Genomic DNA, 25,148 nt, shown 5'->3' with positions numbered 1-25,148 from the left:
GCGCCCGGTTTCACCGAGCACGTCGGAGCGGATCCCGGCGGGGCGCGGTTCAATGGCCGCCGATGACCGACGTCCGCCACGACGAGCTGCGCACCGCTGCGGACGCCCGCCCCGCGCCCGGATCGGCCGGGGTCCCCGCCGTCCCGGCGCGGACCGGGGTGGGAGCCCTCGCGTCGCTTCCCCCGCTGCTGCGCGACGAGCCCGGCCTCACCCGCGCCTTCGGCGATCCCGACGCCCGCCTCGCCGTGGTCGAGGTGGCCCGCCCGATCGCGATCGCCGGGCTCGCGACGCTGTCGAACCGACGTCCCCTGCTCGTCGCCTGCCCGACCGGCACCATGGCGCGCCAGCTCCACGACGACCTCGTGCAGTTCCTCCCCGTGGACGACGTCGCCCTGTTCCCGGGGTGGGAGACCCTCCCGTTCGAGCGCGTCAGCCCGAACGTCGAGACGATGGGGCAGCGCCTCGACGTCCTGTGGCGGCTGCGCGACCCCGAGCGGGCGCCGAAGGTGATCGTGGCCGGGGTGCGCGGCCTGCTGCAGAAGCTGGGCCCGGGCGCGCTCGAGGTGGAGCCGATCGAGATCCGACCCGGCGGGGAGGTCGACCCCGACGCCCTCGCCGCCCGCCTCGTCGAGTTCGGGTACCGCCGTGAGGAGCTCGTCGAGCACCGTGGCGAGTTCGCCCGCCGGGGTGCGATCATCGACGTGTACCCCTCGACGGCCGACGCGCCGATCCGCATCGACCTGTGGGGTGACGAGGTCGACCGGTTGACCCGCTTCGCGGTGAGCGACCAGCGCTCGACCGTCGACCTCGACCACGTGCGCGTCTTCCCCGCCCGTGAGCTGACGCCCACCGCGACGGTCCGCGAGCGGGCCGCTGCCCTCGTCGAGCGTGAGCCGTGGGGCCGCGAGCAGTGGGAGCGCCTGGCCGACGGCAACCACTTCGACGGGATGGAGTCGTGGCTGCCCTGGCTCGCCGACGACGAGACCCTGATCACCGACGTGCTGCCGGACTCGGCCAAGGTCGTCCTGGTCGAGCCACGCCGGATGCGCGACCGCGCCGCCGACCTGATCGCCGAGGAGGACGACCTCGCCCGCACCCTGGCGTCGACGTGGGCGCGCGACCCGGACAAGACGTTCCCCCGGCTGCACGCGGAGCCCGACGTCCTGCTCGCCCGGGCCGGCTCGTTCTGGTCCATCGACTCCACGCCGGAGTCGCCCGACGTCGACGTCGTCCAGGCGATGGGCTGGGGTCCCGTCGTCGGCGACGGCACCGGCCTCACCGACCGCCTGAGCGAGCTGCTCGCCGACGGCTACCGGGTGGTGGTCGCCGCCGACGGCGACGGCTCGGCGCGGCGGCTGAAGTCGCTCCTGCTCGACCAGGGCCTCGACCTGCGCATCCGCACCTCGACCGGCGACGGCGACGGGGCGGGGATCGAGCTGCCCCCCGGGGGGAGCATCGTCGTGGCCCCCCTCCAGCGCGGCGTGACCCTCGGGCGGGCGAAGGTCGCGATCGTCGCCGAGTCCGACCTGACCGGGCGCCGTCGTGCGCACCGCAGCGCACGCGCCCGCAAGCGCGGCGAGACCGCGAGCACCTTCGAGGACCTCACCGCGGGCAGCTTCGTCGTCCACCACCAGCACGGCGTCGGCGTCTACGAGGGGATGGTCAAGCGGGCGATCGGCGGGGTGGAGCGCGACTACCTCCTGCTGTCGTACAAGGGCGGCGACAAGCTCTACATCCCCTCCGACCAGATCGACTCGATCCGCCAGTACGTCGGCGGTGAGGCCCCGAAGCTGCACAAGCTCGGCGGATCCGACTTCGCCAAGACGAAGAGCCGGGTGAAGTCCGAGGTGCGCCAGATCGCGCAGGAGCTGGTGCTGCTGTACCAGCAGCGGGTCACCGCCGAGGGCCACCGGTTCGCCCAGGACACCCCGTGGCAGGCCGAGATGGAGGAGGCGTTCCCGTTCGTCGAGACGCCCGACCAGGCACGCGCGATCGACGACATCAAGGCCGACATGGAGCGCGAGTTCCCGATGGACCGCCTGGTGTGCGGCGACGTCGGGTTCGGCAAGACGGAGATCGCGATCCGGGCCGCGTTCAAGGCCATCCAGGACGGCAAGCAGGTCGCCGTGCTCGCGCCGACGACGCTGCTCGCGACCCAGCACGGCAACACCTTCGCCGATCGCTTCGCCGGGTACCCGATCCGCGTCGAGGTCCTCTCGCGCTTCCTCACCCCGGCTCAGGCGAAGAAGGTCATCCGGGAGGTCGAGTCCGGCGAGATCGACTGCATCATCGGCACCCACCGCCTGCTCGCCACCGACATCCGCTTCAAGGACCTCGGCCTCCTCGTGGTCGACGAGGAGCAGCGCTTCGGTGTTCAGCACAAGGAGAAGATGAAGCGGATGAAGACGAACGTCGACGTCCTCACCCTCTCCGCGACCCCCATCCCGCGGACGCTCGAGATGAGCCTCGTCGGCATCCGCGACCTCTCGCTGCTGCAGACCCCGCCGGCGGAGCGCCAACCGATCCTCACCTACGTCGGGGAGTACGACGAGCGCGTGGCGGTCGAGGCGATCCGCCGCGAGCTGCTGCGCGAGGGCCAGGTGTTCTGGGTGCACAACCGGGTGCGATCGATCGAGACGGCGGCGCGTCGCTTGCGCGAGCTCGTCCCCGAGGCGCGCATCGCGATCGCCCACGGCCAGCTCGACGAGGGGACCCTCGAGCAGGTGGTGCAGGACTTCTGGGACGGCGAGTTCGACGTCCTCGTGTGCACCACGATCATCGAGTCGGGCATCGACATGCCGGCGGTGAACACCCTCGTCGTCGAGCGCTCCGACCTGCTCGGCCTCGGTCAGATGCACCAGATCCGCGGGCGCGTCGGCCGGTCCGGCCAGCGCGCGTACGCGTACCTGTTCCACCCCCGCGACAAGACGCTGACGGAGGAGGCGTACGAGCGGCTGCGCACGATCGGCGAGTCGACCGAGCTCGGCTCCGGGTTCAAGATCGCGATGCGCGACCTGGAGATCCGTGGCGCGGGCTCGCTGCTGGGGGAATCCCAGTCCGGTCACATCGCGGCGGTCGGCTACGACCTCTACTGCCAGATGGTCACCGAGGCCGTCAGCGAGATGAAGGGCGAGCCCGCGCCGAACGCGCCGCCGGAGATCAAGCTCGACGTCCCGACCGACTCGTTCCTCCCCGAGGACTACGTCGCCAAGGAGGAGCTGCGCCTCGAGGCGTACCGCCGCCTCGCCGACGTCACCACCGAGGCCCGCGTCGACGACATCCGCACCGAGTGGGAGGATCGCTACGGCCCGCTCCCGGCGCCCGCCGAGTCGTTGCTGCAGGTCGGCTACCTGCGCGCCGAGTGCCACCGCCTCGGCATCCGCGATCTCCAGATCACGACGAACGACGCGCGCATCCAGCCGATCGAGCTGAAGATGAGCGCCACCCTGCGGCTCCGGCGACTGTCGAAGGGGGCGAAGTACAAGGAGGACCTGCGCCAGCTCGTCGTCCCTCTCCCCCGCCGCCGCGATCCCGCCGAGTTCCTCGTCGGGTTCCTGCGCGAGTTGGTGCCCCTCGAGGAGGACTGATCCCTCCGGCCGGTTCGTGCCGGTGGCGCGCGCGGCGGCAGCGGTCGGCCTCGACGACGGCGCCACCCCGGGCGCACGGCGCACGGGTAGCGTGCGTTCCCGTGATCCGTCGACCGAAGTGGTTCCTCCTCCCCGTCGCGACCGCGATCCTGGCGGCGGGGTGCTCGTCGGTCGTGGACGACGAAGCGATCGCGAGCGTCGGCTCGGCCGAGCTCGACCAGGGGGTGCTCGACGAGCTGCTGAGCGTCCTGCCGGGTTCGACCCCGACGGGCGAGAGCGATCCGTCGAGCGGCCTCGACGTGCGCCAGGCGATCAGCATCTGGGTCCAGGGCCAGTTGCAGGACGTGGCGCTGCGCACGCAGGACGTCGAGATCCCCGCCGAGACCGCCGAGGAGGTGCGCACGACGCTCAGCGCGCAGCTGGACGGCTTCGACGGCCTGTCGGAGTCGACCCGGGGGTTCATCGTCGAGTTCGTCGCCGGCGAGCAGGCCCTCGGCGAGGCGCAGACCACCGCGTCGGACGACTTCGTCGACCGCTACGCCCGGGGACCGCAGGCGTCCGGGCTGGCGTGCGTCTCCCACATCCTGGTCGACGACGAGGCCGAGGCCGAGGAGGTCACGGCGAGCCTGGCCGACGGCGCCGACTTCGCCGAGCTGGCCGCCGAGCGGTCGGCCGATCCCGGTTCCGCGGAGAACGGCGGTGAGCTCGGGTGCTTCGACGTCGACACGCTCCAGGCGACCTTCGTGCCCGAGTTCGCCGAGGGCGTCCTCGACGCCGAGATCGGGGAGCCGACCGAGCCCGTCCGCTCCGAGTTCGGCTACCACGTGATCCTGCTCGGCGACGGCGAGTCGTCGCGCGCGGACCTCGCGCGCTTCGAGACCGACCCCCGCTTCGTCGCCGAGACGACGGACGTCGAGGTCGACCCCCGCTACGGCACCTTCGACCCGGTGACGGGCACCGTCGTCGGGCTCGGCTGATCGTCGTCCGATGGCCGCGTCCGACGACGGTCCCCGGATCGTCGTGGTCGGCCTCGGCCCCGGTGCCGGGAGCCACGTCACCGCGGAGACCCTCGACGAGATCGAGCGTGCGCAGCACCGCCACCTGCGCACGGCCGTGCACCCCTGCGCCCACCTGTTGATCGACGCGGCCGAGCGCGCCGGGGGCGACCGCCGCGACGTCGTCACCCACGACGACCTGTACGAGTCGGCCGACCGCTTCGACGACGTCTACGTCGAGATCGCCCGCCGCCTGCGCGACGAGGCCCGTCGAGTGGGCGAGATCCTCTACGCGGTCCCCGGTTCTCCGCTCGTGCTGGAGCGGACCGTCCGCCTGCTGCTCGAGTCCGCCGACGACGAGGGCGTCTCGGTCGACGTCCGGCCGGCGATGTCGTTCCTCGACGTGGCGTGGGCGCGCCTGGGCGTCGACCCGGTCGAGGAGGGCGTCCGCCTCGTCGACGGGCACGAGTTCGCGACCGCCGCCGCCGGCGAACCCGGACCCCTGCTGGTCGCCCACGCCCACGCCGACTGGGTGCTGTCCGACATCAAGCTCGCCGTGGAGGACGCCACCGGCGACGAGTCCGTGACCATCCTGCAGGCCCTCGGCACCGACGACGAGCTCGTCGTCGAGACGACCTGGTCCGAGCTCGACCGGACCGTCGAGGCCGACCACCTGACCTCGCTGTGGATCCCCCGCCTCGGCGCGCCGATCGGCCGGCACCAGGTGCGCTTCCACGAGCTCGTGCGGACCCTGCGCGAGCGTTGCCCGTGGGACGTCGAGCAGACCCACGACTCCCTGGTGCCCTACCTGCTCGAGGAGACCTACGAGGTGGTCGACGCGCTCGCCGGCCTCGACGAGGACGACCCCTCCAGCGACGACGACCTCGTCGAGGAGCTCGGCGACCTGCTGTACCAGATCGAGTTCCACGCCGCGATCGCCGAGCAGGAGGGCCGCTTCACCATCTCCGACGTCGTCACCGGCATCCACGACAAGCTCGTCCGTCGACACCCCCACGTGTTCGGCGACGTGCGCGTCGACGACGCCGCGGCGGCCTCGGCCGGCTGGGACGCGATCAAGCGCGCCGAGAAGGCGCACCGCCGCTCGATCTTCGACGGGATCCCCCGCTCGATGCCCGCGCTGTCGTCGGCGGCGGCGACCGGCCGGGCCGCGTCGAAGGTCGGGTTCGACTGGGCCGACGTGACGGGGGCCGTCGACAAGATCGCCGAGGAGACCGCCGAGCTGCTCGAGGCGATCGACGGCACGGTGGACGACGAGATCGTCGACGAGCTGGGCGACCTGCTGTTCGCCGTCGTGAACGTCGCCCGCCACTGCGGCGTCGACCCCGAGCTCGCGCTGCGCCGCTCGACGGACGAGTTCCGGGCGCGCGTCACGCACGTCGAGTCGGTGGCGACGGAGCGCGGCGTCGAGCTGCGATCCGCCGACCCGGCGACCCTCGACGAGCTGTGGGAGCAGGCGAAGCGGCGCTGATCGGCGCGACACGGGATCACCGCCTCGGCGTGGCGGATCGCTCCCTCAGCCGCCGTCGGGCTCGCCGGGGTTCGAGCGTGGCGCCGAGCGCACCCGGCGCCGATCGCCGGTGCTCGAGCGCAGCACCAGCGGGGGGATGAACATCGGGGTCCTCGCGGCCGGCGGTGGCGGCGACGGGTCCTGAGCCGTCGACGGCTCGACGTCGTCGCACCCGGCCGCACCGCGGGACTCCGCCGGCTCGGACGGGGCGACGACCGCCGGATCGGGATCGGGACCGGGACCGGGATCGGGATCGGGATCGGGATCGGGATCGGCGCCGCGCCCGATGACCGAGGCGCCGACGACCTCCGAGATGGACTCCGAGGGGGCGGGGCCGAGGGGGGTCGTCCCCGGCGCCGTCGACGACGCCGGCGCGCTCTCGTGGGTGGTGTCCGGCTCGGGGCGACCCGGTCGCGCCGCGTCCCGGCGTCGACGGCCGACGGTCGGCTCCCCGGGGGGTTCCGCCGCTGCGGACCCCGTCGCGGACGACGCTCGCCGAACCTCACGCTGCTCGGCCCGCTCGCCGATGAGCGAGCGCTGCTCGGCGAGGAAGTTGTGCTTGTCGGCGATCGCGGAGGAGGCGTCACCGATCTGGCGCGTGGCGTCGGCGACGGTGATCGTCGCGATCAGCTCGAGCAGGACGGCGAGCGCCAGGTACCCGGCGATGCGCCCGAAGCGCGACACGTCGGCCTCCTCCTGGAGCGTCGCCAGCCCGCCGAGGCCCTGGACGTGCACGAACAGCACCACCCCGATCGCCCAGGTCAACCGGAGCGGGGTGCGGCGGGCGCCGACGGTCAGAGCGGTCCGCTCGAGGAGGAGGACGGGGACGTACAGGGCGAGCGCCTGCAGCGCGAACCGCCCGACGACCATCGCGACGCCGTCGGCCTCGGAGAGCCGGTCGTTGATGCTCCACACGGCGGCGCCGGCGGCGGGCCACGCCGCCGCTGCCAGCAACGGGTTGCGACGTCGTCCGCTCGCGATCCGGGCGTTGAGCACGGTCACGAACGACCACGCGGCCACGACGGCGAGCGCGATCGTGGCCACCGCCCGCTCGAGGCGCTGGAGCACGGCGAGCGCGTCCCACGCCCGATCGCGCTGCGACGGGAGGAGCGCCCCGTCGGCCGCCTCGCGCCAGAACAGCACCATCACCAGGGCTCCCACGACGCTGATCAGGGTCAGCGACGCGACCGACACCATGACCAGCAGTCGCACCGGTCCGGCTCCGGGGAGCAGGCGGACGCGGGCGCGCAGGTCGCGGTGGATCGGCGGGCGGGCGTCGGCGCGCAGCGCCCGTGCGACCAGGCCGAGGTCGCGCCGACCGGCACCGGTCGCGCTCGCGCCCGCCGTGCGTGCGAACGCCAGGGCGACGACCTCCTCGACGTGGGCGCACCCCTTCCAGGCGAGGGAGAGCAGGATGACCAGCGGCGGGATCGCCACGACCCCGATCGCCCACGCCGGAGCGAACCCCTCGACGTCGTCGCCGTACGCGCCCCCGGCGCGCAGCGCGACGAGCGAGGCGGCTCCGACGACCACCATCGAGATGGGGACCCACACCCACCGGGCGAGGTCCCCCACCCCGCCGCCCAGGCGGCGCATGATCGCCGACAGCAGGAACAGGGGGCGGTAGGAGACGAACAGGGTGGCGACGAGCGCGGCGCAGCTCAGCGCCAGCGGGATGGTCGAGGTCGACTCGACGGAGGGGTCGTTGAGCCGCCGCTCGAGGTACGCGATCGAAGCGACGGCGAACCCGACGAAGAGCAGGGGCGGCGCCCAGGCCGACGAGACCGCCGCGGGCGACGGCGGGTCCTTCGTGTAGCCGAGCGAGAGGAGGCGACGGGCGTTCTCCACCACGACCCACGTCCACAGCACGACCGCGGCCGCGGCGAGCGCCGCCAGCACGACCTCGGCCGCCGAGATCGACGCCAGGCGCGGCTGGCCCGCCATCGCTCGGCTGATCTGCCACCCGGCGAGCCCGAACGCCCCGGTCGCGCCGAGCACGGCCGCGGCCCGGATGGGCCACATCGGCAGGCGGCGCGGCACGGCGACCGGCTCGCGCACCGAGTCGGGGATGTCGACCCGACCGGTCGGCGTCGGCAGGGACCAGGCGGCGTCGTCCGCTCGCTGCGGTCCTGCGTCCACCACGGTCTCGGCCTCGCTCACCTCACACCCATCGGCGCGCGGCGACCCTGACTTGAGGCGAGCGGCGGCCCACCGCCACGTCCACCGCCACGTCCACCGCCACGTCCGCGCCCGACCGCGCCCGACCGCTCCCGAGGTGCGAGAGACTGGAGGCGATGCGAGTGCAGATCGCCAGTCCCTCCGAGCACCCCGACGTCGCCGGCCTCCCCTTCCTACGCCGACTGGACGACTGGTCCCTGCCCGACATGCACGGCGTGCTCGGGCTCCACCGCCACATCGTCCGCCTGATCGAGCTCCACGGCACGAGCTACGTGATCAAGGAGCTCCCCGACGACCTCGTCGCCCGCGAGTACCGGCTGCTGCGCGAGCTCGACGTCGCCGGGCTGCCGACGGCGGAGGTGGTCGGAGCCGTGACCGGCCGCGTCGACGACGGCGGAGGCGCGGTCGACGGGATGCTCGTCACCCGCCACATCGACTACTCCATCCCGTACCGCACCCTGCTGGCGGGCCGCGGCCTGCAGATCCCCTACCTCGGCGAGCGGGTCCTCGACGCCCTCGTCGGGCTCCTGGTCCGGCTGCACCTGGCCGGGTTCTTCTGGGGCGACTGCTCGCTGTCGAACACCCTGTTCCGTCGTGACGCGGGAGCGCTCTCCGCGTACGTGATCGACATGGAGACCGGGGAGCGCTACGAGGTGCTCTCGTCCGGGCAGCGCAGCCTCGACCTGCAGGTCGCCTCGGAGAACGTCGCGGGCGGCCTGCTCGACCTGCAGGCCGGCGGCCGCCTGCACGTCGACATCGACCCGATGGACATCGCGCGGCAGATCGAGCAGCGCTACGCGCAGCTGTGGGCCGAGCTGACCGACGCCGACCAGTTCGCCCCGGGCGAGACCCACAAGATCGACCGGCGCCTCGAGCGACTGCACGACCTCGGCTTCGACGTGGAGGAGATGGACATCGTCGACGACGCCGACGCCGGCGGGTTCCGCTACATCCCCCGGGTGGTGGAGCACGGGTTCCACCGCGGGCGGCTGCGGAGCCTCACCGGGCTCGAGACGACCGAGAACCAGGCGCGACGGCTGCTCGCCGACATCCGCAGCTTCGGCCACGAGCTGAACCAGGAGCGCCAGGCGAAGATCGACAGCGGCGAGCCGATCGGCCACGGGGGCACCGCCGTGCGCACCCTGCCCGAGAACGTGGTCGCGGTGCGCTGGCTCGACGACCGCTTCGAGCCGCTGATGGCCTCGATCCCGCCCCACCTGTTCGCCAAGCTGGAAGCGGCCGAGATCTACCACCAGCTCCTCGAGCACCGGTGGTTCCTGTGCCAGCAGGACAACGCCGACGTCACCCTCGAGCAGGCCCTCGACTCCTACATCGCGAACGTCCTCGCGGACGCCCCCGACGAGGTGAACATCACGCGGGAGGCCGACGGGGGAAGCGCTACCTTCGACGCCCATGAGTGAGATCATCGACATCGTCGGGCGTGAGATCCTCGACAGCCGCGGCAACCCGACCGTCGAGGTGGAGGTGATGCTGGACTCCGGGGCGGAGGGTCGTGCGGCCGTGCCCTCGGGGGCGTCGACGGGCCAGCACGAGGCGGTCGAGCTGCGCGACGGCGGGGACCGCTACCGCGGCAAGGGGGTGCTGTCGGCGGTGGCGTTCGTCAACGACGAGATCGGCGAGCGGCTCGTGGGGACCGACGCGCTCGACCAGCGCCTCGTCGACCGTGCGATGATCGACCTCGACGGCACGGAGAACAAGGCGCGCCTCGGGGCCAACGCCGTGCTCGGGGTCAGCCTCGCGGTGGCGAAGGCGGCGGCGTCGGAGGTCGACCTCCCGCTCTACGCCTACCTCGGCGGCCCGAACGCCCACGTCCTGCCGGTCCCGATGATGAACGTGATCAACGGCGGCGCCCACGCCGACAACTCGATCGACTTCCAGGAGTTCATGATCATGCCGGTCGGCGCGCCGAGCTTCTCCGAGGCGCTGAGGTGGGGCACCGAGACGTACCACGTGCTCAAGGAGGTCATCGCCGGTCGAGGGCTGTCGACGGCGATCGGCGACGAGGGCGGGTTCGCCCCCGACCTCGACTCCAACGAGGAGGCGATCACCGTGCTCCTGGAGGCGATCGAGCGAGCCGGGTTCTCCGCGGGCGACGAGATCGCGATCGCGCTCGACCCGGCGGTCAGCGAGATCTTCTCCGACGGCGCCTACCAGCTCACCGGCGAGGGGAAGGTGCTGTCGCCGGCCGAGATGAGCGACTACTGGGCGCGCCTGGTCGACCAGTACCCGATCGTCTCGATCGAGGACGCGATGGACGAGGACGACTGGGACGGGTGGGCGACGCTGACCGCGGCCGTCGGCGACCGGGTGCAGCTCGTCGGCGACGACCTCTTCGTCACCAACTCCGACCGCCTCCGCACCGGCATCGACTCCGACGTCGCGAACTCGATCCTGATCAAGGTCAACCAGATCGGTTCGTTGACCGAGACGCTTGACACCGTCGACCTCGCCACCCGCCACGGCTACACCTCGGTCATGAGCCACCGGTCGGGCGAGACGGAGGACTCCACGATCGCCGATCTCGCCGTGGCGACGAACTGCGGCCAGATCAAGACCGGTGCGCCGGCGCGCTCGGATCGGGTGGCGAAGTACAACCAGCTGCTGCGCATCGAGTCGATGCTCGGCGAGGCGGCGGCCTACCGCGGCCGCTCCGCCCTCGCGCCGCTGCGCTGATCGCGCCCGTCCGGACCCCGCTCCGCCGCTGCGACCACGCGGTGCGTCGCCGTGCGGCGCGGGTGCCGCTCCGACAGCGGGGCCGATCCCGCGGCGGTGGGAGGATGATCGGATGGATCGAGCCGAGGTCGTCGCCGCCGTCTTCTCACCCCCTCCGACTCCGATCCCGGTGCCACGACCGACGGTCGACGCGTCGCCGGGCCGCCGGTTGCGCGACGCGATCGAGCCGCTGGCGATGCACTCGGTGTGGTGCGAGGGCACCGGCGACGCGATGGAGGCACTCGGACTCGACTTCCTCGGCGCCTACGTCGGGGCCCGCGCCGGGCTGCTCGGCGATTGCGACCCGGCCGTGGCCGTGGCGTCGTTCGCCGTGTTCGAGCCGTCGATGCTGCGCGCCACCCTCGAGCAGGCGCGGTCGGTGCGCGCGCGCGCCGAGCTGCTGAGCGCACGCGACGCCGCGACGATCGAGAGCCTCCGCGGGGTGCTCGACGGGGTCGACACCGACGAGATCGCCGACGCCGCCGCCCACCTGCGCCGCGCCGTGGACGGCGCCGACGCGATGGCCCGCCCGCTGTTCGCCGGGGTGGTGGCGCTCGGCTGGCCCGACGACGACGTGGGCGTCCTGTGGCGTGCGTGCGAGGCGGTGCGCGAGCATCGGGGGGACGGCCACAGCGCGGCGTGCGCCACCGCCGGTGTCGGCGCGCTGCGCGCCAACCTGCTCACCGAGACGTGGGTCGGCATGTCGCTCGGGTCGTACACGGCGACGCGCGGGTGGGCGGAACCCGCGATCGCGGCCGAGGCCGAGTCGATGCGCGCCGAGGGCCTGCTGGACGGCGACGAGCTGTCGGCTGCGGGGCGAGATCTGCGCGACGGGATCGAGCGGGCGACCGATGCGGCCCAGCAGGTCCTCGTCGACGCGCTCGGCGACGATCTCGAGGGGCTGCTGGACCGCCTCGGCGACTGGTCCGCCCGCTGCGTCGACGCCCGAGCGTTCCCACCCGACCCGTTCAAGCGAGCAGCCGGCTGACGACGTGCAGCGACCTCGGAGCCGCCTCGATCTCGAGTCGAGGTCGAGATGTTCCGGTCGGGTGGCCACCAGAGGGTGCTCGACGCTGCCAGACTGTGCCCGTGCCGCGCTCGAAGACGACCTCCATCGCGCGCCCCGCCGGGGCGAAGCCGGCCGACGCCGGCCGCTCGCGCCTCGGCGACCTGACCCGCCCGATCCCGATCGAGCGACGCATCAGCCGGCGCCCGCGGTTCGCGATCGTCGCGGGCCTGCTGGCGATGACCGTGATCGCGACCATCGCCGTGGCGGTCTTCGTCCTGCCGATCGGCACCTGGCGCGATCAGAGCGCCGACATCGAGCGGCGGCAGCTCCAACTCGACGAGCTGCGCCGCGTCAACGGCGAGCTGCGGACCGAAACCGAGCGCCTCGAGACGGCGGACGGCATCCGTGAAGCCGCGCGTGAGGATTACGGTTTCGTCGAGCAGGGCGAGGAGCGGGCGTCCGTCCTCCCCCTCCCGCCGCTGTCGACCGACCTCCCCGACGGCTGGCCCTACAGCGTCGTCGGCGAGATCGTCTCGGCGCGCGAGGCGGGTCCCGCGGTGGTGACCCCCGACAGCACGGCCGACGGCACCGACGCGACCGGCAGCACGGACGCGAACGGCGACACGACGGCCCGCACGAGCGGCGACACGACGGCCGGCACGAGCGGGCCCGCGGAGGGCTGAGCGCCCCGGGAGTGCCGCCACCACGAGGGGTAGTGTCGCAGGCGTGACGCCGAGCGACGTGAGCACCGCCCTGTCGGATCAGGGGTACCTCCCCGACGAGGGGATCGCCACGGCGGTGTTCCTCGCCATCTCGCTGCAGCGCCCCCTGCTGCTCGAAGGGGAGGCCGGGGTCGGCAAGACCGAGCTCGCGAAGGCGCTCGCCGGGTGGACCGGCGGGGAGCTGATCCGGTTGCAGTGCTACGAGGGGATCGACGCCGCGCAGGCGGTCTACGACTGGGACTACTCGCGCCAGCTCCTCCACCTGCGAGCCGCCGAGGCGACCGGGGAGACGTCGTCGATGACGGCGGACGACCTGGAGTCCGAGCTGTACGGCGAGCGCTTCCTCGTGAAGCGGGCGCTGCTGCGCGCGATCGAGCCCGTCGAGGGGCCGACGCCGGTGCTGCTGATCGACGAGGTCGACCGCGCCGACGACGAGTTCGAGGCGTACCTGCTCGAGGTGCTCTCCGACTTCCAGGTGACCGTGCCCGAGATCGGCGTGTTCCGCACCGACCGTCCCCCGGTCGTGGTGCTCACCTCGAACCGGACGCGCGACGTCCACGACGCGCTCAAGCGCCGCTGCCTGTACCACTGGGTCGAGCACCCCGACTTCGAGCGCGAGGTCGCGATCGTCAAGCTCCGCGTCCCCGGGGTCGCCGACGGGCTCGCACGCCAGGTCGCCGGCGCCGTCGAGGCCCTGCGCGGCCTCAACCTCTACAAGCCGCCCGGGGTCGCCGAGACGATCGACTGGGCCGCCGCGCTCGGACGGCTGGGGGCGTCGTCCCTCGACGAGCAGCTCGTCGAGAACACCCTCGGCACGGTGCTCAAGTACCGCGAGGACCACCAGCGCGTCGACCAGCACGGAGTCGCGTCGGTGGTCCGGCAGGCCTTCGAGAAGGGCCTCCTCCACGGGTGAGCTGGCCGTCGCCGACGCCGATCGTCCAACGCAGCGACGCCGCCCGGATCGCGGTCGCGTTCACCCGGGTGCTGCGCGGCGTCCGGGTGACGGTGCCGACGAGCTGCACCCACACCTTCGCCGAGGCGCTGTGCGCGCTCGGGATCGACGACCGCGACGGGGTGTACTGGGCGGGCCGCTCGACCCTCGTCCACGAGCCGGAGGACATCGAGGTCTACGACCGGGCGTTCGCCGTGTTCTTCGACGATCGACGAGGGCTCGAGCACGACGACGCCCCCGACGAGGCGACCGAGGTGACGATCGCCATCGACGACGACGACGACGACGCCGCCGACGATCAGCCGCCCGACGGCGCCGACCCCGGTGACGACCGGACGATCGAGCTGCGCTTCTCGGCGACCGAGGTCCTGCGACACAAGGACTTCGCCCGCTACGAGCCCGACGAGCTGGTGCGCGCCCAGGAGCTGATGTCGGACCTCCGCCTCGTCGGTTCGCCGCGCTCCTCGCTGCGCCTCGGACCGTCTCGCCGCGCCACCTCGAACCCCGACATCCGTCGCACGATGCAGGCGACGATCCGCTCGGGCGGCGAGCCGATCGAGCGTCGCTTCCGCTCCCCCACCACCCGGTTGCGCCGCCTGGTCCTGCTGCTCGACGTGAGCGGCTCGATGGAGCCCTACGCCCGGGCCCTGCTGCGCTTCGTCCACGCCGCGGTCGCCGGACGCCAGAAGGTGGAGGCGTTCGCGCTGGGGACGCGCCTGACGCGCATCACGCGCGAGCTCGCGAGCCGCGACCCCGACGTCGCGCTCGCCTCGGCGTCGGAGCTGGTGACCGACTGGAGCGGTGGGACCCGCCTGGGCGACGGGCTGCGCAGGTTCAACGACGAGTGGGGGGTGCGCGGACTCGCGCGCAACTCGATCGTGGTGATCCTCTCCGATGGCTGGGACCGGGGCGACCCCGACGTGCTCGCCGAGCAGATGCAGCGCCTGCACCGGGTCACGCACCGCCTGGTGTGGGTCAACCCGCTGAAGGTGACGCCCGGGTACGCACCGCTCGCTCGGGGGATGGCGGCGGCGCTGCCCCACGTCGACTCCTTCGTGGAGGGCCACTCGGTGGCGGCGATGGAGGAGCTGATCGAGGTCATCGGCCGGTGACGGGTCCGCCACGGCGACGACCGGCGCGGCGGGCGCGGTGGCACCGACTCGACCGGATCGGGTCGCAGCGACCCGCGGGCGGATCGAACCGCCAGAATGGACGGGTCGGCCGGGACCGGTCGGAGGTGCCTCCGGGCCGCTCGACCACGGCACGGTCCGACCCGTCGATCCCGACGGAGCCGCGAACGCGCAGGAACGGAGGAGAGACATGAAGGAGCTGCTGGGTGACATCGCACGGTGGCGCGAGACCGGCGAGCGCATCGCCGTCGCGCGCGTCGTCGACATCGAGGGATCGGGCCCGCGCCTCCCCGGTGCCGCGATGGCCGTGACCGAGTCCGGTGAGGTGGCCGGCAGCGTCAGCGGCGGCTGCGTCGAGGGAGCGGTCGTCGGAGAGGCGCTGTCGATCCTCGCGGGCACGACCGAGCCACGGGTCGTCACCTTCGGCTACTCCGACGACGAGGCGTTCGCGGTCGGCCTGACCTGCGGGGGGACCATCCACCTGTTCATCGAGGAGCTCGACTGGTGAGCGGGGGCTCGAGCGTCTCCGACCCCTCGCTGTTCGACCGCTACGCCCGATCGCTGGCGACCGACGAGCCGGTCGCGCTGGTCACCGTGATCGAGGGCGCCGGGGTCGGCGCGAAGCTGCTGGTGTCCACCGACGGTTCGCCGCCGCTCGGATCGCTCGGCCACCCCGAGCTCGACCGCGTCGCGGCGCGCGACGCCGTCGCCGAGCTGGAGGCCGCTCGCTCGGGGGTGCGCAGCTACGGACCGCGCGGCCAGACCACCCCGGAGGACCTGATCGACCAACCGACCGTGCGCGTCTTCGTCGAGTCGCACGCTCCCCCACCGTCGATGTGGATCTTCGGCGCCGTCGACTTCACCGCATCGCTCGCGCGGGTCGCGAAGGTGCTCGGCTACCGGGTCACGGTCTGCGACGCCCGCGAGGTGTTCGCGACGAAGCGCCGCTTCCCGATGGCGGACGCGGTGCGCGTCACGTGGCCGACCCCGATGTTCGACGAGGCCGGTGCCGGTCTCGGGCCGCGCGACGCGGTGTGCATCCTCACCCACGACCCGAAGTTCGACGTGCCCGCCGTGCTCGGCGCGCTCGACACCGAGGTCGGCTACATCGGGGTGATGGGCTCGCGCACGACCCACGAGCGACGGATGGAGCGGCTGGTCGAGGCGGGGATGGACGAGGTGGGGGCGGCGCGCCTGATGTCGCCGATCGGGCTCGACATCGGAGCGCGGACCCCGGAGGAGACCGCGGTGAGCATCTGCGCCGAGATCATCGCCCGGCGAACCGGCAAGGGCGTCCCGAGCCTGAAGCACTCCGACGGCCCGATCCACTCCTGACCGTCCCGTCCCGTCCCGTCCCGCAGCCGCTCCTCGACGATCGACGGTGCTCGCCCGGCGCCGACGGGCTCCGACGCCGCTGCCCGACGAGGTGGCGGCTCAGCCGGTCGGGTCGCCGAAGGTCACCGAGTCGCGCGAGATGGTGTCGATCTCGACGGTGCGCCCGGTCCGGGGGGCGTGCACGATGGCGTCGCCGACACCGAGGTACATCATGACGTGGCCCGGGTAGTGGACGAGGTCGCCCGCGGCGGCGTCGGCACGGTCGACGCGGCGCGACGACGAGATCTGCGTGCCGCTCTGGTGGTAGAGGTCGTGGCCGCCGTGGGCCCACGCCCACGAGGTGAGCCCCGAGCAGTCGAAGGCGACTCCCTCCGATCGGGCGTTGCTGCGGTACGGCACCCCGACCTGGGTGAGCGCCGCGAGCACCGCCTTCTGGTGGGCGACGTCGGTCGCGGCCCACGCGTCGATCATCTCGACCGGGTCGTAGCCGAGCTGGCGTGCCGCGTGCGCGGCGGTCGCCGCGCGGTTCCACGTGTAGAGCGCCTCGTCGACGGGGTCCTGCGTCACGGTGTGCAGGTCGAGCACCCGCAGCGCCTCCGTGGCCGACGAGGTGACCTCGTCGGCGAGCGCGTTCACCGGCAGCTCACCGGCGGAGGCGGAGCCGGGGTCGACGGCCGCGGTGGCGAGCGTCGAGAGCGAGACGAGCGAGACGAGTCCGATGCGCAGGGCTCGGCGCAGGCGCGGTGGGGTGGTGGTGCTGGTCATGGGTTCACGGTCCTGTCGAGGTCGTGACGGGGCTCACCCGCGCCCCTGATCGAGCTGCGGTGTCCGCCGTCGGGCCGACGTCATCTGTGTGACGGGTCGTGATGGTATCGTCATCGAACCGTCACACTTGAGGCGATCGACGAAGATTTCGACATCCGACCGTCACATGGTCGGCCCGGCGCTTCGCCACACTGCCTCCCGTGGACGTGGCGCGATCACTCGGCGTGGTCGTCGTGCCGGGCGGACGTCACCGGTGAGCTCGTCGGAGGTCGTCGCCGTCGTCCTCGCCGCCGGCGCCGGGTCGCGCTTCGACGACATCGGTCACAAGCTCCTTGCCCGGATCCCGGCGACCGCCGACCGGCCGGCGGAGACCGTCTCGGCACGTGCCATCGGCGCGGCCGTCGAGTCGGGGATCGGCCAGGTGGTCGTCGTCACCGGACGGCTCGGAGCGGACGAGCTCGGTTCCACCCTCGACGCCACCCTCGACACCACCCTCGACGCCGCGGCGGGCGCGTCCGGCGATCCGTCCGGCGAGGGGCGCGCACGGGTGCGGTGGGTGCACAACCCCGACTGGTCGTCGGGGCAGATGACCTCGGTGCTCGCCGGGCTGGACGCCGCCGACGACGCCGGCGCCACCGTCGCCGTGATCGGGCTCGCCGACCAGCCCGGGGTCGCGGCGTCGGCGTGGCGGTCGGTGGCCGACTCCTCGGTCACGGGATCGGCCATCGCGGTGGCGACCTACGACGGGCGTCGGGGCAACCCGGTGGCCCTGCGACGCGAGGTGTGGGGCCTGCTCGGCACGACCGGGGACCACGGCGCCCGGGCCCTGATGCAGGTTCGCCCGGACCTCGTGGTTGAAGTACCGTGCTCGGGTTCCCCGACCGACATCGACACCGCAGAGGACCTCCGACGATGGCAGAGCAGCTCGTCAACGAATTCACCGTGAACCGGCCCATCGAGGAGGCCTGGCCGATCATCACCGATGTCGAGAAGATCGCCCCGTGCCTCCCCGGAGCGGAGTTGCAGGAGATCGCGCAGGACGACGAACGCGGCGAGGTCTACCGCGGGGTGGTCAAGGTCAAGCTGGGAGCGATCTCCACCCAGTTCAAGGGCGACGCGCACTTCGTCGAGAAGGACGACGAGAACTACCGGGCGACGATCAAGGGCAAGGGGCGCGACACCGGCGGGCGGGGCAACGCGTCGGCCGACATCGCGGCGAACGCCGAGAGCCTGTCGCCGACGAGCACGAAGGTGACCGTCACCACCGACCTGCACATCACCGGCAAGGTCGCCCAGTTCGGTCGCGGCATCCTCGGCGACGTCAGCTCCAAGCTGATCGACCAGTTCTCGGCCAACCTCAACCAGATGATCGACGAGGACGGGGTCGGCACCCCCGCCCCCGATGCGGATCCCGATGGAGGCGCGTCCGAGTCGGAGGCCCCGGCCGACGCCGGATCGGCCGGATCCCCGGCGGCCGACGCCGGCGGCGCCGCCACGGCCACGGAGGGGTCGTCGACCGCCGCCACGACGGGCGGTTCGGCGCTCGACGGGACCGCGAGCACCCCCGCCACGGGAGGTGACGAGGCGTCCAAGGTCCGCAAGATCAACGGACCGGCCGCCGACCCGATCGATCTGATGGGGGTCAGCGGCAGCTCCATCCTGAAGCGGGCCGCGCCCGTCCTGGGAGCGCTGGCGCTCGTCCTGCTCGTGCTCCGCCGTCGACGGAGCTGATGGACGATCGCTCGCGCGTCGCGGAGCTGCTGGGTCGACCGCCGCGCGGTGCCTTCGAGGTCGTCGTGCGCGACGGTGACGGTGTGCCGGTGGTCGTCCGCAACGCCCCCTTCCTCGACGACGGGACGCCCATGCCGACGCTCTACTACCTCGTCGGCCGCGAACTGGTGAAGGCGGTGAGCCGCGTCGAGGCGGCCGGCGGCGTCGGCGAGGTGGAGGCCGAGCTCGACCCGGCGCAGATCGCGGCGATCCACCGCCGCTACTCCGACGAGCGCGACCGGGCGATCCCCCCCGGGCGGTCGGGACCGCGCCCGTCGGGTGGCGTCGGAGGCACGCGGGTCGGGGTGAAGTGCCTCCACGCCCACGTCGCCCACCACCTCGCCACCGGCGACGACGCGATCGGGCGGTGGACCCTCGAGCGGATCGAGCGCTCCGGCTCGACCGTGGACCCCCACGTCACGGCCGCGACGACGGCCGGTCCTCACGGCGACGGAGGGCCCGATGGCCCCCGGTGACCTGCTCGTCGTGATCGACGACCGGCAGACGACGATCGAGATGGCGGCCGGCGGGACCTGGACGCTGCCGATCGGCCCGGTGGCCCTGCTCGACACCGAGCTCGACGGGTCCGGTCGCCCCGCCCCCGAGCAGCTCACCAACGCGCTCGGGATCGTCACCGACCACCTCGACGACGTGATCCGCGAATCGCCGACCGTCGAGGCCGCGGCCCGCGTCGCGCTCGCCGGCCCCCACGCCCGCGCGCTGGCGCGGGTCGAGGTCGGCTCGGACCACGTCGAGACGGACTACGAACTCGAGCGCGCGGCGGCCGACGAGGTCTTCCGCACGTTGGTCGCCGAGACCGTCGCCGAACGACGCCACAACCCGGGTCTGCGGCCCGAGGAGGCGGAGACGATCATCGGGACCTGCTGCGTGGTGCTGGCCCTGATGCGGCGCCTCGAGCTCACCTCGGTGGCGATCGCGCCGGCCGGGGGCGACGCCTGATGGCGCTGCGCCATCCCGCCCGCACCGCCTCGCCCGTCGTCCTCTACGGTCGGCGACTGGTCATGCGCCCCCTGGCGGTCAACGACTTCGATGCGTGGAGCGAGGTGCGCCGACGCAACGCGGAGTGGCTCACCGTGTGGGAACCGAGCCGACTCGCCCACCAGCCGGACCCGACGAACGACAAGTCGGCCTTCGCGTCGCGCTGCCTCCAGCGCGACCGCGACCGCACGGCGGGGACCGCCTACCAGTTCGGGATGTTCGTCGATCGCCGCGTGGCCGGGGAGGTCAACCTGAACAACGTCATCCGGGGGGCGATGCAGTCGTGCACCGTCGGCTACTGGATCGACCGCGACCACGCCGGGCGGGGCTACACCGTCGAGGGGGTGTCGCTGGTGATGCAGTTCGCGTTCGAGCAGCTCGGCCTGCACCGCGTGGAGGTGTGCATCGTGCCGCGCAACCACCGCAGCCGGCGGGTGATGGACAAGCTCGGGATCCGGTCGGAGGGCACCGCTCAGCGCTACCTGGAGATCAACGGCACGTGGGAGGACCACGTCCGCTACGGGATCACGAGCGAGGAGTGGGAGGCCCGGCGGGCGGAGATCGTGGCCGCCTGGATCACCGCCTGACCGGTGCGCCCGCGGCGTCCGCGCTGCCGTCGGCGGTCCGCGGTCTCGACGACCTCGACGACCTCGAGGTGCGGCGGGCGGCCGAGCACCCGGACGCCGTCGCAGCTCGGGGCGTGGCCCGGTCCGCGACGACGTCGTCGAGGTGATCAGCTCGAGGGGGGTCGTCGACCGACCCCGGTGGCCTGCTGGATCAGAACCCGATCAGGCCGGGATCGTCGCGCGTCATCTGCAGCGCCGCGATCTTCTGCTGGCGCAGGTTGGTGCGGCGCTTCCACATCTTGGTCTTCCAGTGGCGCTTCGTGCGGCCCCGCTTGGCCATCTTCGACTTCGCGACCTCGGCGTCGCGGTGGTGCATCGGCTTCCAGGCCGCTCCCGGTTCGTGGACGTCCTCCGGTGCGGTTCCGCCGGAGACGTGCTGAGCGACGTTCTGGAGCTCGACGTGCATCCGGTGTCGCTCGCTGTGAGCGTGGGCTCGACGCTCCTGGCGGGGCGGCATGAACACCTCGGTGTCGCGGTGTCGCTGGCTCATGGGTGACCTCCTGCTTCGCGGCACAGGTGGGGACTTCGCCGCTGTGGTTTCGGTTCCTGTCCGTTCCACAGTAGGACACCGGTCGTGACCTCGTGATTGACGTTGTGTAACAATCATGCGCGTTCGCTTGACCGCTGGGAGTGGTCAATTGGCCTCCCCCGGTCGCGCCCGTGAGCGGTCAAGAAATCCGCTCGGCGACCGATGACCTGGCGTGGCACCGTTCCCTCCCCCCGCCTCCGAGCACGCACCCGGCGCGACGGACCGCGACGACGCCGAGCTCGCCCGTGACGGGGCGACGCACCCCTCCGTCGCCGACACGGCCGGCCGCCTCGTCGGTGCGATCGACTCGGTGGTCGCCGGCCACCACGACGTGGCGGAGATCGCCGTGGCGACCCTCCTGGCCGGCGGGAACCTGTTGATCGAGGACATCCCCGGCGTGGGCAAGACGCTGCTCGCGCAGGTCCTCGCCCGAGCGGTCGGCGGGAGCTTCGGGCGGATCCAGGGGACGCCGGACCTCCTCCCCGGCGACGTCACCGGCTCGATGATGCCCGTCGTCGACGCGGCGGGGAACACCGTGCTCGAGTTCCGGCCGGGACCCGTGTTCCGCCACGTCGTCGTGTTCGACGAGCTCAACCGGGCCACGGCGCGCACCCAGTCGGCGTTGCTCGAGGCCGCCGAGGAGTCGACCGTGACCGTCGACGGCACGACCCACCACCTCCCCGACCCGTTCTTCCTCGTCGCGACTCAGAACCCGGTCGAGATCGCCGGGACGTACGGCCTCGGGGAGGGCGCGCTCGATCGGTTCAGCGCCGTCGTGACCCCCGGTCGGGCGGCCCCCGAGTTCGAGCTCGAGGTGCTCACCGGCCGGCGGGGGCGCTCGATGCTCGCCGCGGTCGAGGCCGTGGCCTCGACCGACGCGATCGTCGAGCTGCGGCGCGAGGTGGCGTCGGTGCAGCTCTCCGAGGCGGTGGGCGCCTACGTCCTGCGCCTGCTCGAGGAGACGCGCCGCCACCCCCGGGTGCGCCTCGGCGCGTCGACGCGCGCGGGGGTCTCGCTGATCGCGCTCGCCCGGGCCCGGGCAGCGATGCAGGGACGCAGCTACGTCGTCCCCGACGACGTGGCGACGCTCGCGACGGCGGCGCTCGGCCATCGCGTCCTCGTGGCCGGGGGCGACGGGTCGACCACCGCGGGGCGCGAGATCGTCGAGGGGTGCCTCGCGCAGGTCGCGCCTCCGACGCCGTGACCCTCGCCGCCGCGACCCCCGACCCCTTGACCCCCGACCCCGTGACCCCCGAACCCGTGACCCCCCACCCCGTGACCCCCGACCCCGCGGTCGAGGCCGCCGGCCCGTCCCGCCCCGTGGCGATGACGGCGGGGAGCGCGACCCTGATCGGCGCGTGGCTCATCGGGTTGGCGATCGCCCGCCTCACCGGAGCCGTCGCGGTCGTCGTCCTGCTTGTCGCCTCCGCCGTCGCGCTGGCCGCCGCCGTCGTCGCCGGCTGGGCCCGGCTCCGGGCGGTCCACGTCACCGGGATCGTGGCGCCCACCACGGTCGACGCCGGCGCGCCCTTCGACATCGCGATCGATCACGGCTCGATCGCGACGTCGACCGTGCCGGTGGTGATCACCTCGCTCGGGCGCTTCCGCGAGCTGGGCTCGACGTCGCCGACCGCGATGACCGTCGCCGTCGACGACCCGGGGGTGGTCGCCTCCGTCGACATCAGCCTCGAGTGCGCGGGCCTGGCCGGTCTCGTGGTGTGGCGGCGCCGAGCGCGGGTCGGTCTCGACCCGATCCACGTCGCCCCCGCGGCGCACGGACCCTCGCTCGGGTTCGACGAGAGGCCCGCCCGCGACGAGGGCTCGGCGCCCCCGTCGAAGCGGCCCGGCGTCGAGGGAGCCGACCTCGACGGGATGCGCGCCTGGCGCGCCGGGGAGTCCGAGGGAGCGATCCACTGGCCGTCGTCGATCCGCTCGCGCGAGCTCGTCGTCCACGATCGCCCGGGCACCGAGCGTGCACGCCGCGCGGTCGCCCTCGACGCCGACCCCGCACGGCTGCGGTGGACCCTGCAGGAGGGGCTGCGCCTCGGCGACCAGGTCGTGCTCCTCGACACCCGCTCGGGCGGCGACACCGTCGAGATCCCGATCACCGCCCCCGCGGACGCGCTGCGCTGGTCGGCGATCGCCGCCGAGCGGGCGCGCCGCGGATCGGGCGATGCGGCGACCGGGTCGCGCCGCCCCCGCTCGGCCCGCCGGGTCCGCCCGCCCGAGCGCACCACCGTCCCCCGCCCCGCGCGCTGCCTCGGCGGCCTCGCCGCGCTGGTCGCCCTGTGGATGCTGCAGAGCGCCCTCGCGGCACCGCTCGCCGAGCGAGCGATGGTGGCGGCGGGGGTGGCCGTCGGCGTCGCGATCTCCGTCCACCTCGGCGAGCGGGAGCGGCCCTGGTGGCTGCGATCGATGACCGCGTTCGTCGCCATGGCCGCGCTCGGGCGCATCGCGACGGAGGCGTCGGGCATCGGCGGTCTGCTCGAGGCGCTGCGGGGGCCGCTCCCCGACCTGCTGATCCTGCTGGTCGTGCTCCACGGCGTCGAGATCGCCGACCGGCGCACCCACCGCGTGCACCTCGCGATCACCGCCGTCGTCGTCGCCTACGCCGCCGGGCTGAAGGTCGGCGGTGACGTCGGGTGGTGGTCGTTCGCGTGGGGTGCGCTCGTCGTCACCGCGTTCTGCACGACGGCCACCCGAGTCCGGTCGCCGAGCGTGCGCTCGTTCGTGCGCACGGTGTCGTGGACCGCGGCCGGCGGCCTCGCGACCCTCGGCGTCGGCGCGCTCGTCCCCGTGCCCTCGGGTCCCGCATCGATCGGCCTGCCGGCGCTGTCGACCTCCCCGGCCTCCGTGTCGGACGGATCGCTGCTCTCCGCCGGGGGCGATCTCGGCACCGCGGGCGGGGACGGATCGTCCACCTCACCGACGCGCGGCGCGCTCGGGCGGGCCGGCGGGTCCCGGGGCTTCTCGGACACCCTGGACACCTCGGTGCGCGGCGATCTCGGCGACGAGGTGGTGATGCGCGTGCGAGCGACGCGACCGTCGTTCTGGCGTGGTCAGACCTTCACCCGGTTCGACGGGCGCGTCTGGACGGCCGACGAGGAGACCGGACGGCGCCTGGAGGGCCCCTCGGTCCGCCTCGACCCGACCCTGGGCGACGTGGCGTCGGGCGGCGTCGACGTCGACGTCGTGGAGCTGGTGCAGACCTTCTACGTCGAGGCCGACCTGCCGAACGTCGTGTTCGCCGCGCCGACCGCCACGGCGGTGGTGCTGGACGGGGCCGTGTTCGCCCGATCCGACGGCGCGCTGCGCACCGACCGCGCGCTCACCGCCGGGTCGGCGTACTCGGTCGTCTCCGAGCAGCCGCGGACCACCCCCGCCACGCTGCGGGCGCAGGGCGACGTCGCCGACCGCTTCGCGCCTGCCGCCGACCACCCCGAGATCGCACGCCTGCTGGAGCTCCCGAGCTCGACGACGCGCCGCACGATCGCCCTCGCCGACGAGCTGCGGGTCGAGGGCTCCACCTACGACACCGTGCGCGCCTACGAGGCGTGGTTGGCCGCGAACACGAGCTACGACCTCGACGCGCCCGTGCCCGCCGGGGACGCCGTCGACGACTTCCTGTTCGGAGCGCGCCGCGGCTTCTGCGAGCAGATCGCCTCGACGCTGGTCGTGATGCTCCGCTCGCAGGGGGTTCCCGCACGGCTCGCCACGGGGTACGTCCCGGGCGATCGGGATCGGCTGTCGGGCGTGTTCGAGGTTCGGGCGCGCGATGCCCACGCGTGGGTCGAGGTGTGGTTCCCCGAGACCGGGTGGGAGGCGTTCGACCCCACGGCGTCGGTTCCCCTCGCCGGCGAGGTCGACGGCTCGACGATCGGTTCGGAGGTGGCGACGTCGATCCTCGCCGCGTCGCTCGGTCGACCGCTGGAGATCGGAGCCGTCGTCGCCGGCCTCGTCGTCGGGGTCTCGGCGTGGCGTGCGCTGATCGCCGCCCGTGCCCGTCGACGTCGAGGAGCGTGGGGGGTGCTCCACGATCGCTTCGCCGCCCTCGAACCCGACGCGGTCACCGCTCCCCGGGTCGCGGCCGCGCTCTCGAGCCGGCTCGGGGAGGCGCCCGGTGCGGATCCGACCGAGCCGGCGCGGGTCGCGGCGACGCTCGACCGCGTGGCGTTCGACCCGGACCACGTCCCCGACGACGACGAGCTGGCGCGCACCGCCCGCTCGATCGCGGCGCTGGAGGCGACGACGCGGTCGCTGGCGCGACGCCGTCACGTCGGGGTCTGACCG

General features: G+C 73.3%; 21 protein-coding genes. 18 read left to right on the top strand and 3 right to left on the bottom strand.

Going from position 1 to position 25,148, the window contains the following annotated elements:
• Positions 1–62 precede the first annotated feature (62 nt).
• The 3 genes from mfd to mazG all read left to right on the top strand — a co-directional run bounded on the left by mfd (position 63) and on the right by mazG (position 6,071).
• On the top strand, positions 63–3,587 hold the full coding sequence (mfd, locus tag ACOOHC_RS04490; protein ID WP_420452818.1) for a transcription-repair coupling factor: 3,525 nt from the start codon (positions 63–65) through the stop codon (positions 3,585–3,587).
• Between the two features lie 101 nt (positions 3,588–3,688).
• Positions 3,689–4,564 (top strand): peptidylprolyl isomerase, encoded by an 876-nt coding sequence (locus tag ACOOHC_RS04485; protein WP_420452817.1) that lies wholly within the window; start codon positions 3,689–3,691, stop codon positions 4,562–4,564.
• A gap of 10 nt (positions 4,565–4,574) precedes the next feature.
• Positions 4,575–6,071 carry a nucleoside triphosphate pyrophosphohydrolase gene (gene mazG, locus ACOOHC_RS04480; RefSeq protein ID WP_420452816.1) on the top strand — a complete coding sequence of 499 codons (1,497 nt, stop codon included), beginning with the start codon at positions 4,575–4,577 and terminating at the stop codon, positions 6,069–6,071.
• A gap of 45 nt (positions 6,072–6,116) precedes the next feature.
• On the opposite strand, the gene ACOOHC_RS04475 is transcribed toward mazG, so the two are convergent.
• A complete protein-coding gene (locus ACOOHC_RS04475; RefSeq protein ID WP_420452815.1) occupies positions 6,117–8,270 on the bottom strand; it encodes a hypothetical protein in 2,154 nt (717 codons plus the stop codon).
• Positions 8,271–8,404: 134 nt separating this feature from the next.
• Here ACOOHC_RS04475 and ACOOHC_RS04470 point away from each other — a divergent pair, with 134 nt between their 5' ends.
• The 8 genes from ACOOHC_RS04470 (at position 8,405) to ACOOHC_RS04435 (ending at position 16,169) form a co-directional block, all read left to right on the top strand.
• Positions 8,405–9,709, top strand: a complete 1,305-nt coding sequence (locus tag ACOOHC_RS04470; RefSeq protein WP_420452814.1) for a DUF4032 domain-containing protein — start codon at positions 8,405–8,407, stop codon at positions 9,707–9,709.
• Positions 9,702–10,982, top strand: coding sequence for a phosphopyruvate hydratase (gene eno / locus ACOOHC_RS04465; protein WP_420452813.1), 1,281 nt, complete (start codon positions 9,702–9,704; stop codon positions 10,980–10,982). The genes ACOOHC_RS04470 and eno overlap by 8 nt, the downstream gene beginning before the upstream one ends.
• Before the next feature lie 112 nt (positions 10,983–11,094).
• The gene (locus ACOOHC_RS04460) at positions 11,095–12,009 is read left to right on the top strand and encodes an SCO6745 family protein (protein WP_420452812.1); all 915 of its coding nucleotides are present in this window, start codon (positions 11,095–11,097) and stop codon (positions 12,007–12,009) included.
• 101 nt (positions 12,010–12,110) lie between these two features.
• Positions 12,111–12,713 (top strand): FtsB family cell division protein, encoded by a 603-nt coding sequence (locus ACOOHC_RS04455; RefSeq protein ID WP_420452811.1) that lies wholly within the window; start codon positions 12,111–12,113, stop codon positions 12,711–12,713.
• Positions 12,714–12,756: 43 nt separating this feature from the next.
• On the top strand, positions 12,757–13,665 hold the full coding sequence (locus ACOOHC_RS04450; protein ID WP_420452810.1) for an AAA family ATPase: 909 nt from the start codon (positions 12,757–12,759) through the stop codon (positions 13,663–13,665).
• Entirely contained in the window at positions 13,662–14,816 is a 1,155-nt protein-coding gene (locus ACOOHC_RS04445; RefSeq protein WP_420452809.1) for a vWA domain-containing protein, read from the top strand. The genes ACOOHC_RS04450 and ACOOHC_RS04445 overlap by 4 nt, the downstream gene beginning before the upstream one ends.
• A gap of 208 nt (positions 14,817–15,024) precedes the next feature.
• Complete coding sequence (locus ACOOHC_RS04440; protein ID WP_420452808.1) at positions 15,025–15,342, top strand: XdhC family protein; 318 nt, start codon at positions 15,025–15,027, stop codon at positions 15,340–15,342.
• A complete protein-coding gene (locus ACOOHC_RS04435) occupies positions 15,339–16,169 on the top strand; it encodes an XdhC family protein (protein ID WP_420452807.1) in 831 nt (276 codons plus the stop codon). The genes ACOOHC_RS04440 and ACOOHC_RS04435 overlap by 4 nt, the downstream gene beginning before the upstream one ends.
• 99 nt (positions 16,170–16,268) lie before the next feature.
• On the opposite strand, the gene ACOOHC_RS04430 is transcribed toward ACOOHC_RS04435, so the two are convergent.
• The gene (locus ACOOHC_RS04430; protein ID WP_420452806.1) at positions 16,269–16,934 is read right to left on the bottom strand and encodes a C40 family peptidase; all 666 of its coding nucleotides are present in this window, start codon (positions 16,932–16,934) and stop codon (positions 16,269–16,271) included.
• Between the two features lie 253 nt (positions 16,935–17,187).
• Here ACOOHC_RS04430 and ACOOHC_RS04425 point away from each other — a divergent pair, with 253 nt between their 5' ends.
• The 5 genes from ACOOHC_RS04425 (at position 17,188) to ACOOHC_RS04405 (ending at position 20,290) form a co-directional block, all read left to right on the top strand.
• Positions 17,188–17,880 (top strand): nucleotidyltransferase family protein, encoded by a 693-nt coding sequence (locus ACOOHC_RS04425; protein ID WP_420452805.1) that lies wholly within the window; start codon positions 17,188–17,190, stop codon positions 17,878–17,880.
• Positions 17,847–18,665: an SRPBCC family protein gene (locus ACOOHC_RS04420; protein WP_420452804.1), complete on the top strand. Its 819-nt coding sequence runs from the start codon at positions 17,847–17,849 to the stop codon at positions 18,663–18,665. The genes ACOOHC_RS04425 and ACOOHC_RS04420 overlap by 34 nt, the downstream gene beginning before the upstream one ends.
• On the top strand, positions 18,665–19,180 hold the full coding sequence (locus tag ACOOHC_RS04415; protein ID WP_420452803.1) for a DUF501 domain-containing protein: 516 nt from the start codon (positions 18,665–18,667) through the stop codon (positions 19,178–19,180). The genes ACOOHC_RS04420 and ACOOHC_RS04415 overlap by 1 nt, the downstream gene beginning before the upstream one ends.
• Positions 19,167–19,664 (top strand): hypothetical protein, encoded by a 498-nt coding sequence (locus ACOOHC_RS04410; RefSeq protein ID WP_420452802.1) that lies wholly within the window; start codon positions 19,167–19,169, stop codon positions 19,662–19,664. The genes ACOOHC_RS04415 and ACOOHC_RS04410 overlap by 14 nt, the downstream gene beginning before the upstream one ends.
• Positions 19,665–19,726: 62 nt before the next feature.
• The gene (locus ACOOHC_RS04405; RefSeq protein ID WP_420452801.1) at positions 19,727–20,290 is read left to right on the top strand and encodes a GNAT family N-acetyltransferase; all 564 of its coding nucleotides are present in this window, start codon (positions 19,727–19,729) and stop codon (positions 20,288–20,290) included.
• 190 nt (positions 20,291–20,480) lie between these two features.
• On the opposite strand, the gene ACOOHC_RS04400 is transcribed toward ACOOHC_RS04405, so the two are convergent.
• Positions 20,481–20,819, bottom strand: a complete 339-nt coding sequence (locus ACOOHC_RS04400) for a hypothetical protein (protein ID WP_420452800.1) — start codon at positions 20,817–20,819, stop codon at positions 20,481–20,483.
• A 211-nt stretch (positions 20,820–21,030) separates the two neighbouring features.
• Between ACOOHC_RS04400 and ACOOHC_RS04395 the strand changes: the two genes are divergently transcribed.
• Both ACOOHC_RS04395 and ACOOHC_RS04390 read left to right on the top strand, forming a co-directional pair.
• Entirely contained in the window at positions 21,031–22,062 is a 1,032-nt protein-coding gene (locus ACOOHC_RS04395) for an AAA family ATPase (protein WP_420452799.1), read from the top strand.
• Positions 22,029–25,145: a transglutaminaseTgpA domain-containing protein gene (locus ACOOHC_RS04390; protein WP_420452798.1), complete on the top strand. Its 3,117-nt coding sequence runs from the start codon at positions 22,029–22,031 to the stop codon at positions 25,143–25,145. The genes ACOOHC_RS04395 and ACOOHC_RS04390 overlap by 34 nt, the downstream gene beginning before the upstream one ends.
• Positions 25,146–25,148 lie beyond the last annotated feature (3 nt).

The sequence above is a fragment of the Ilumatobacter sp. genome, from assembly GCF_965215205.1.
Classification (GTDB): domain Bacteria; phylum Actinomycetota; class Acidimicrobiia; order Acidimicrobiales; family Ilumatobacteraceae; genus Ilumatobacter_A.
The sequence above is the reverse complement of the archived record's forward strand: the minus strand, read 5'-3'. Positions and strand labels throughout refer to the sequence as shown.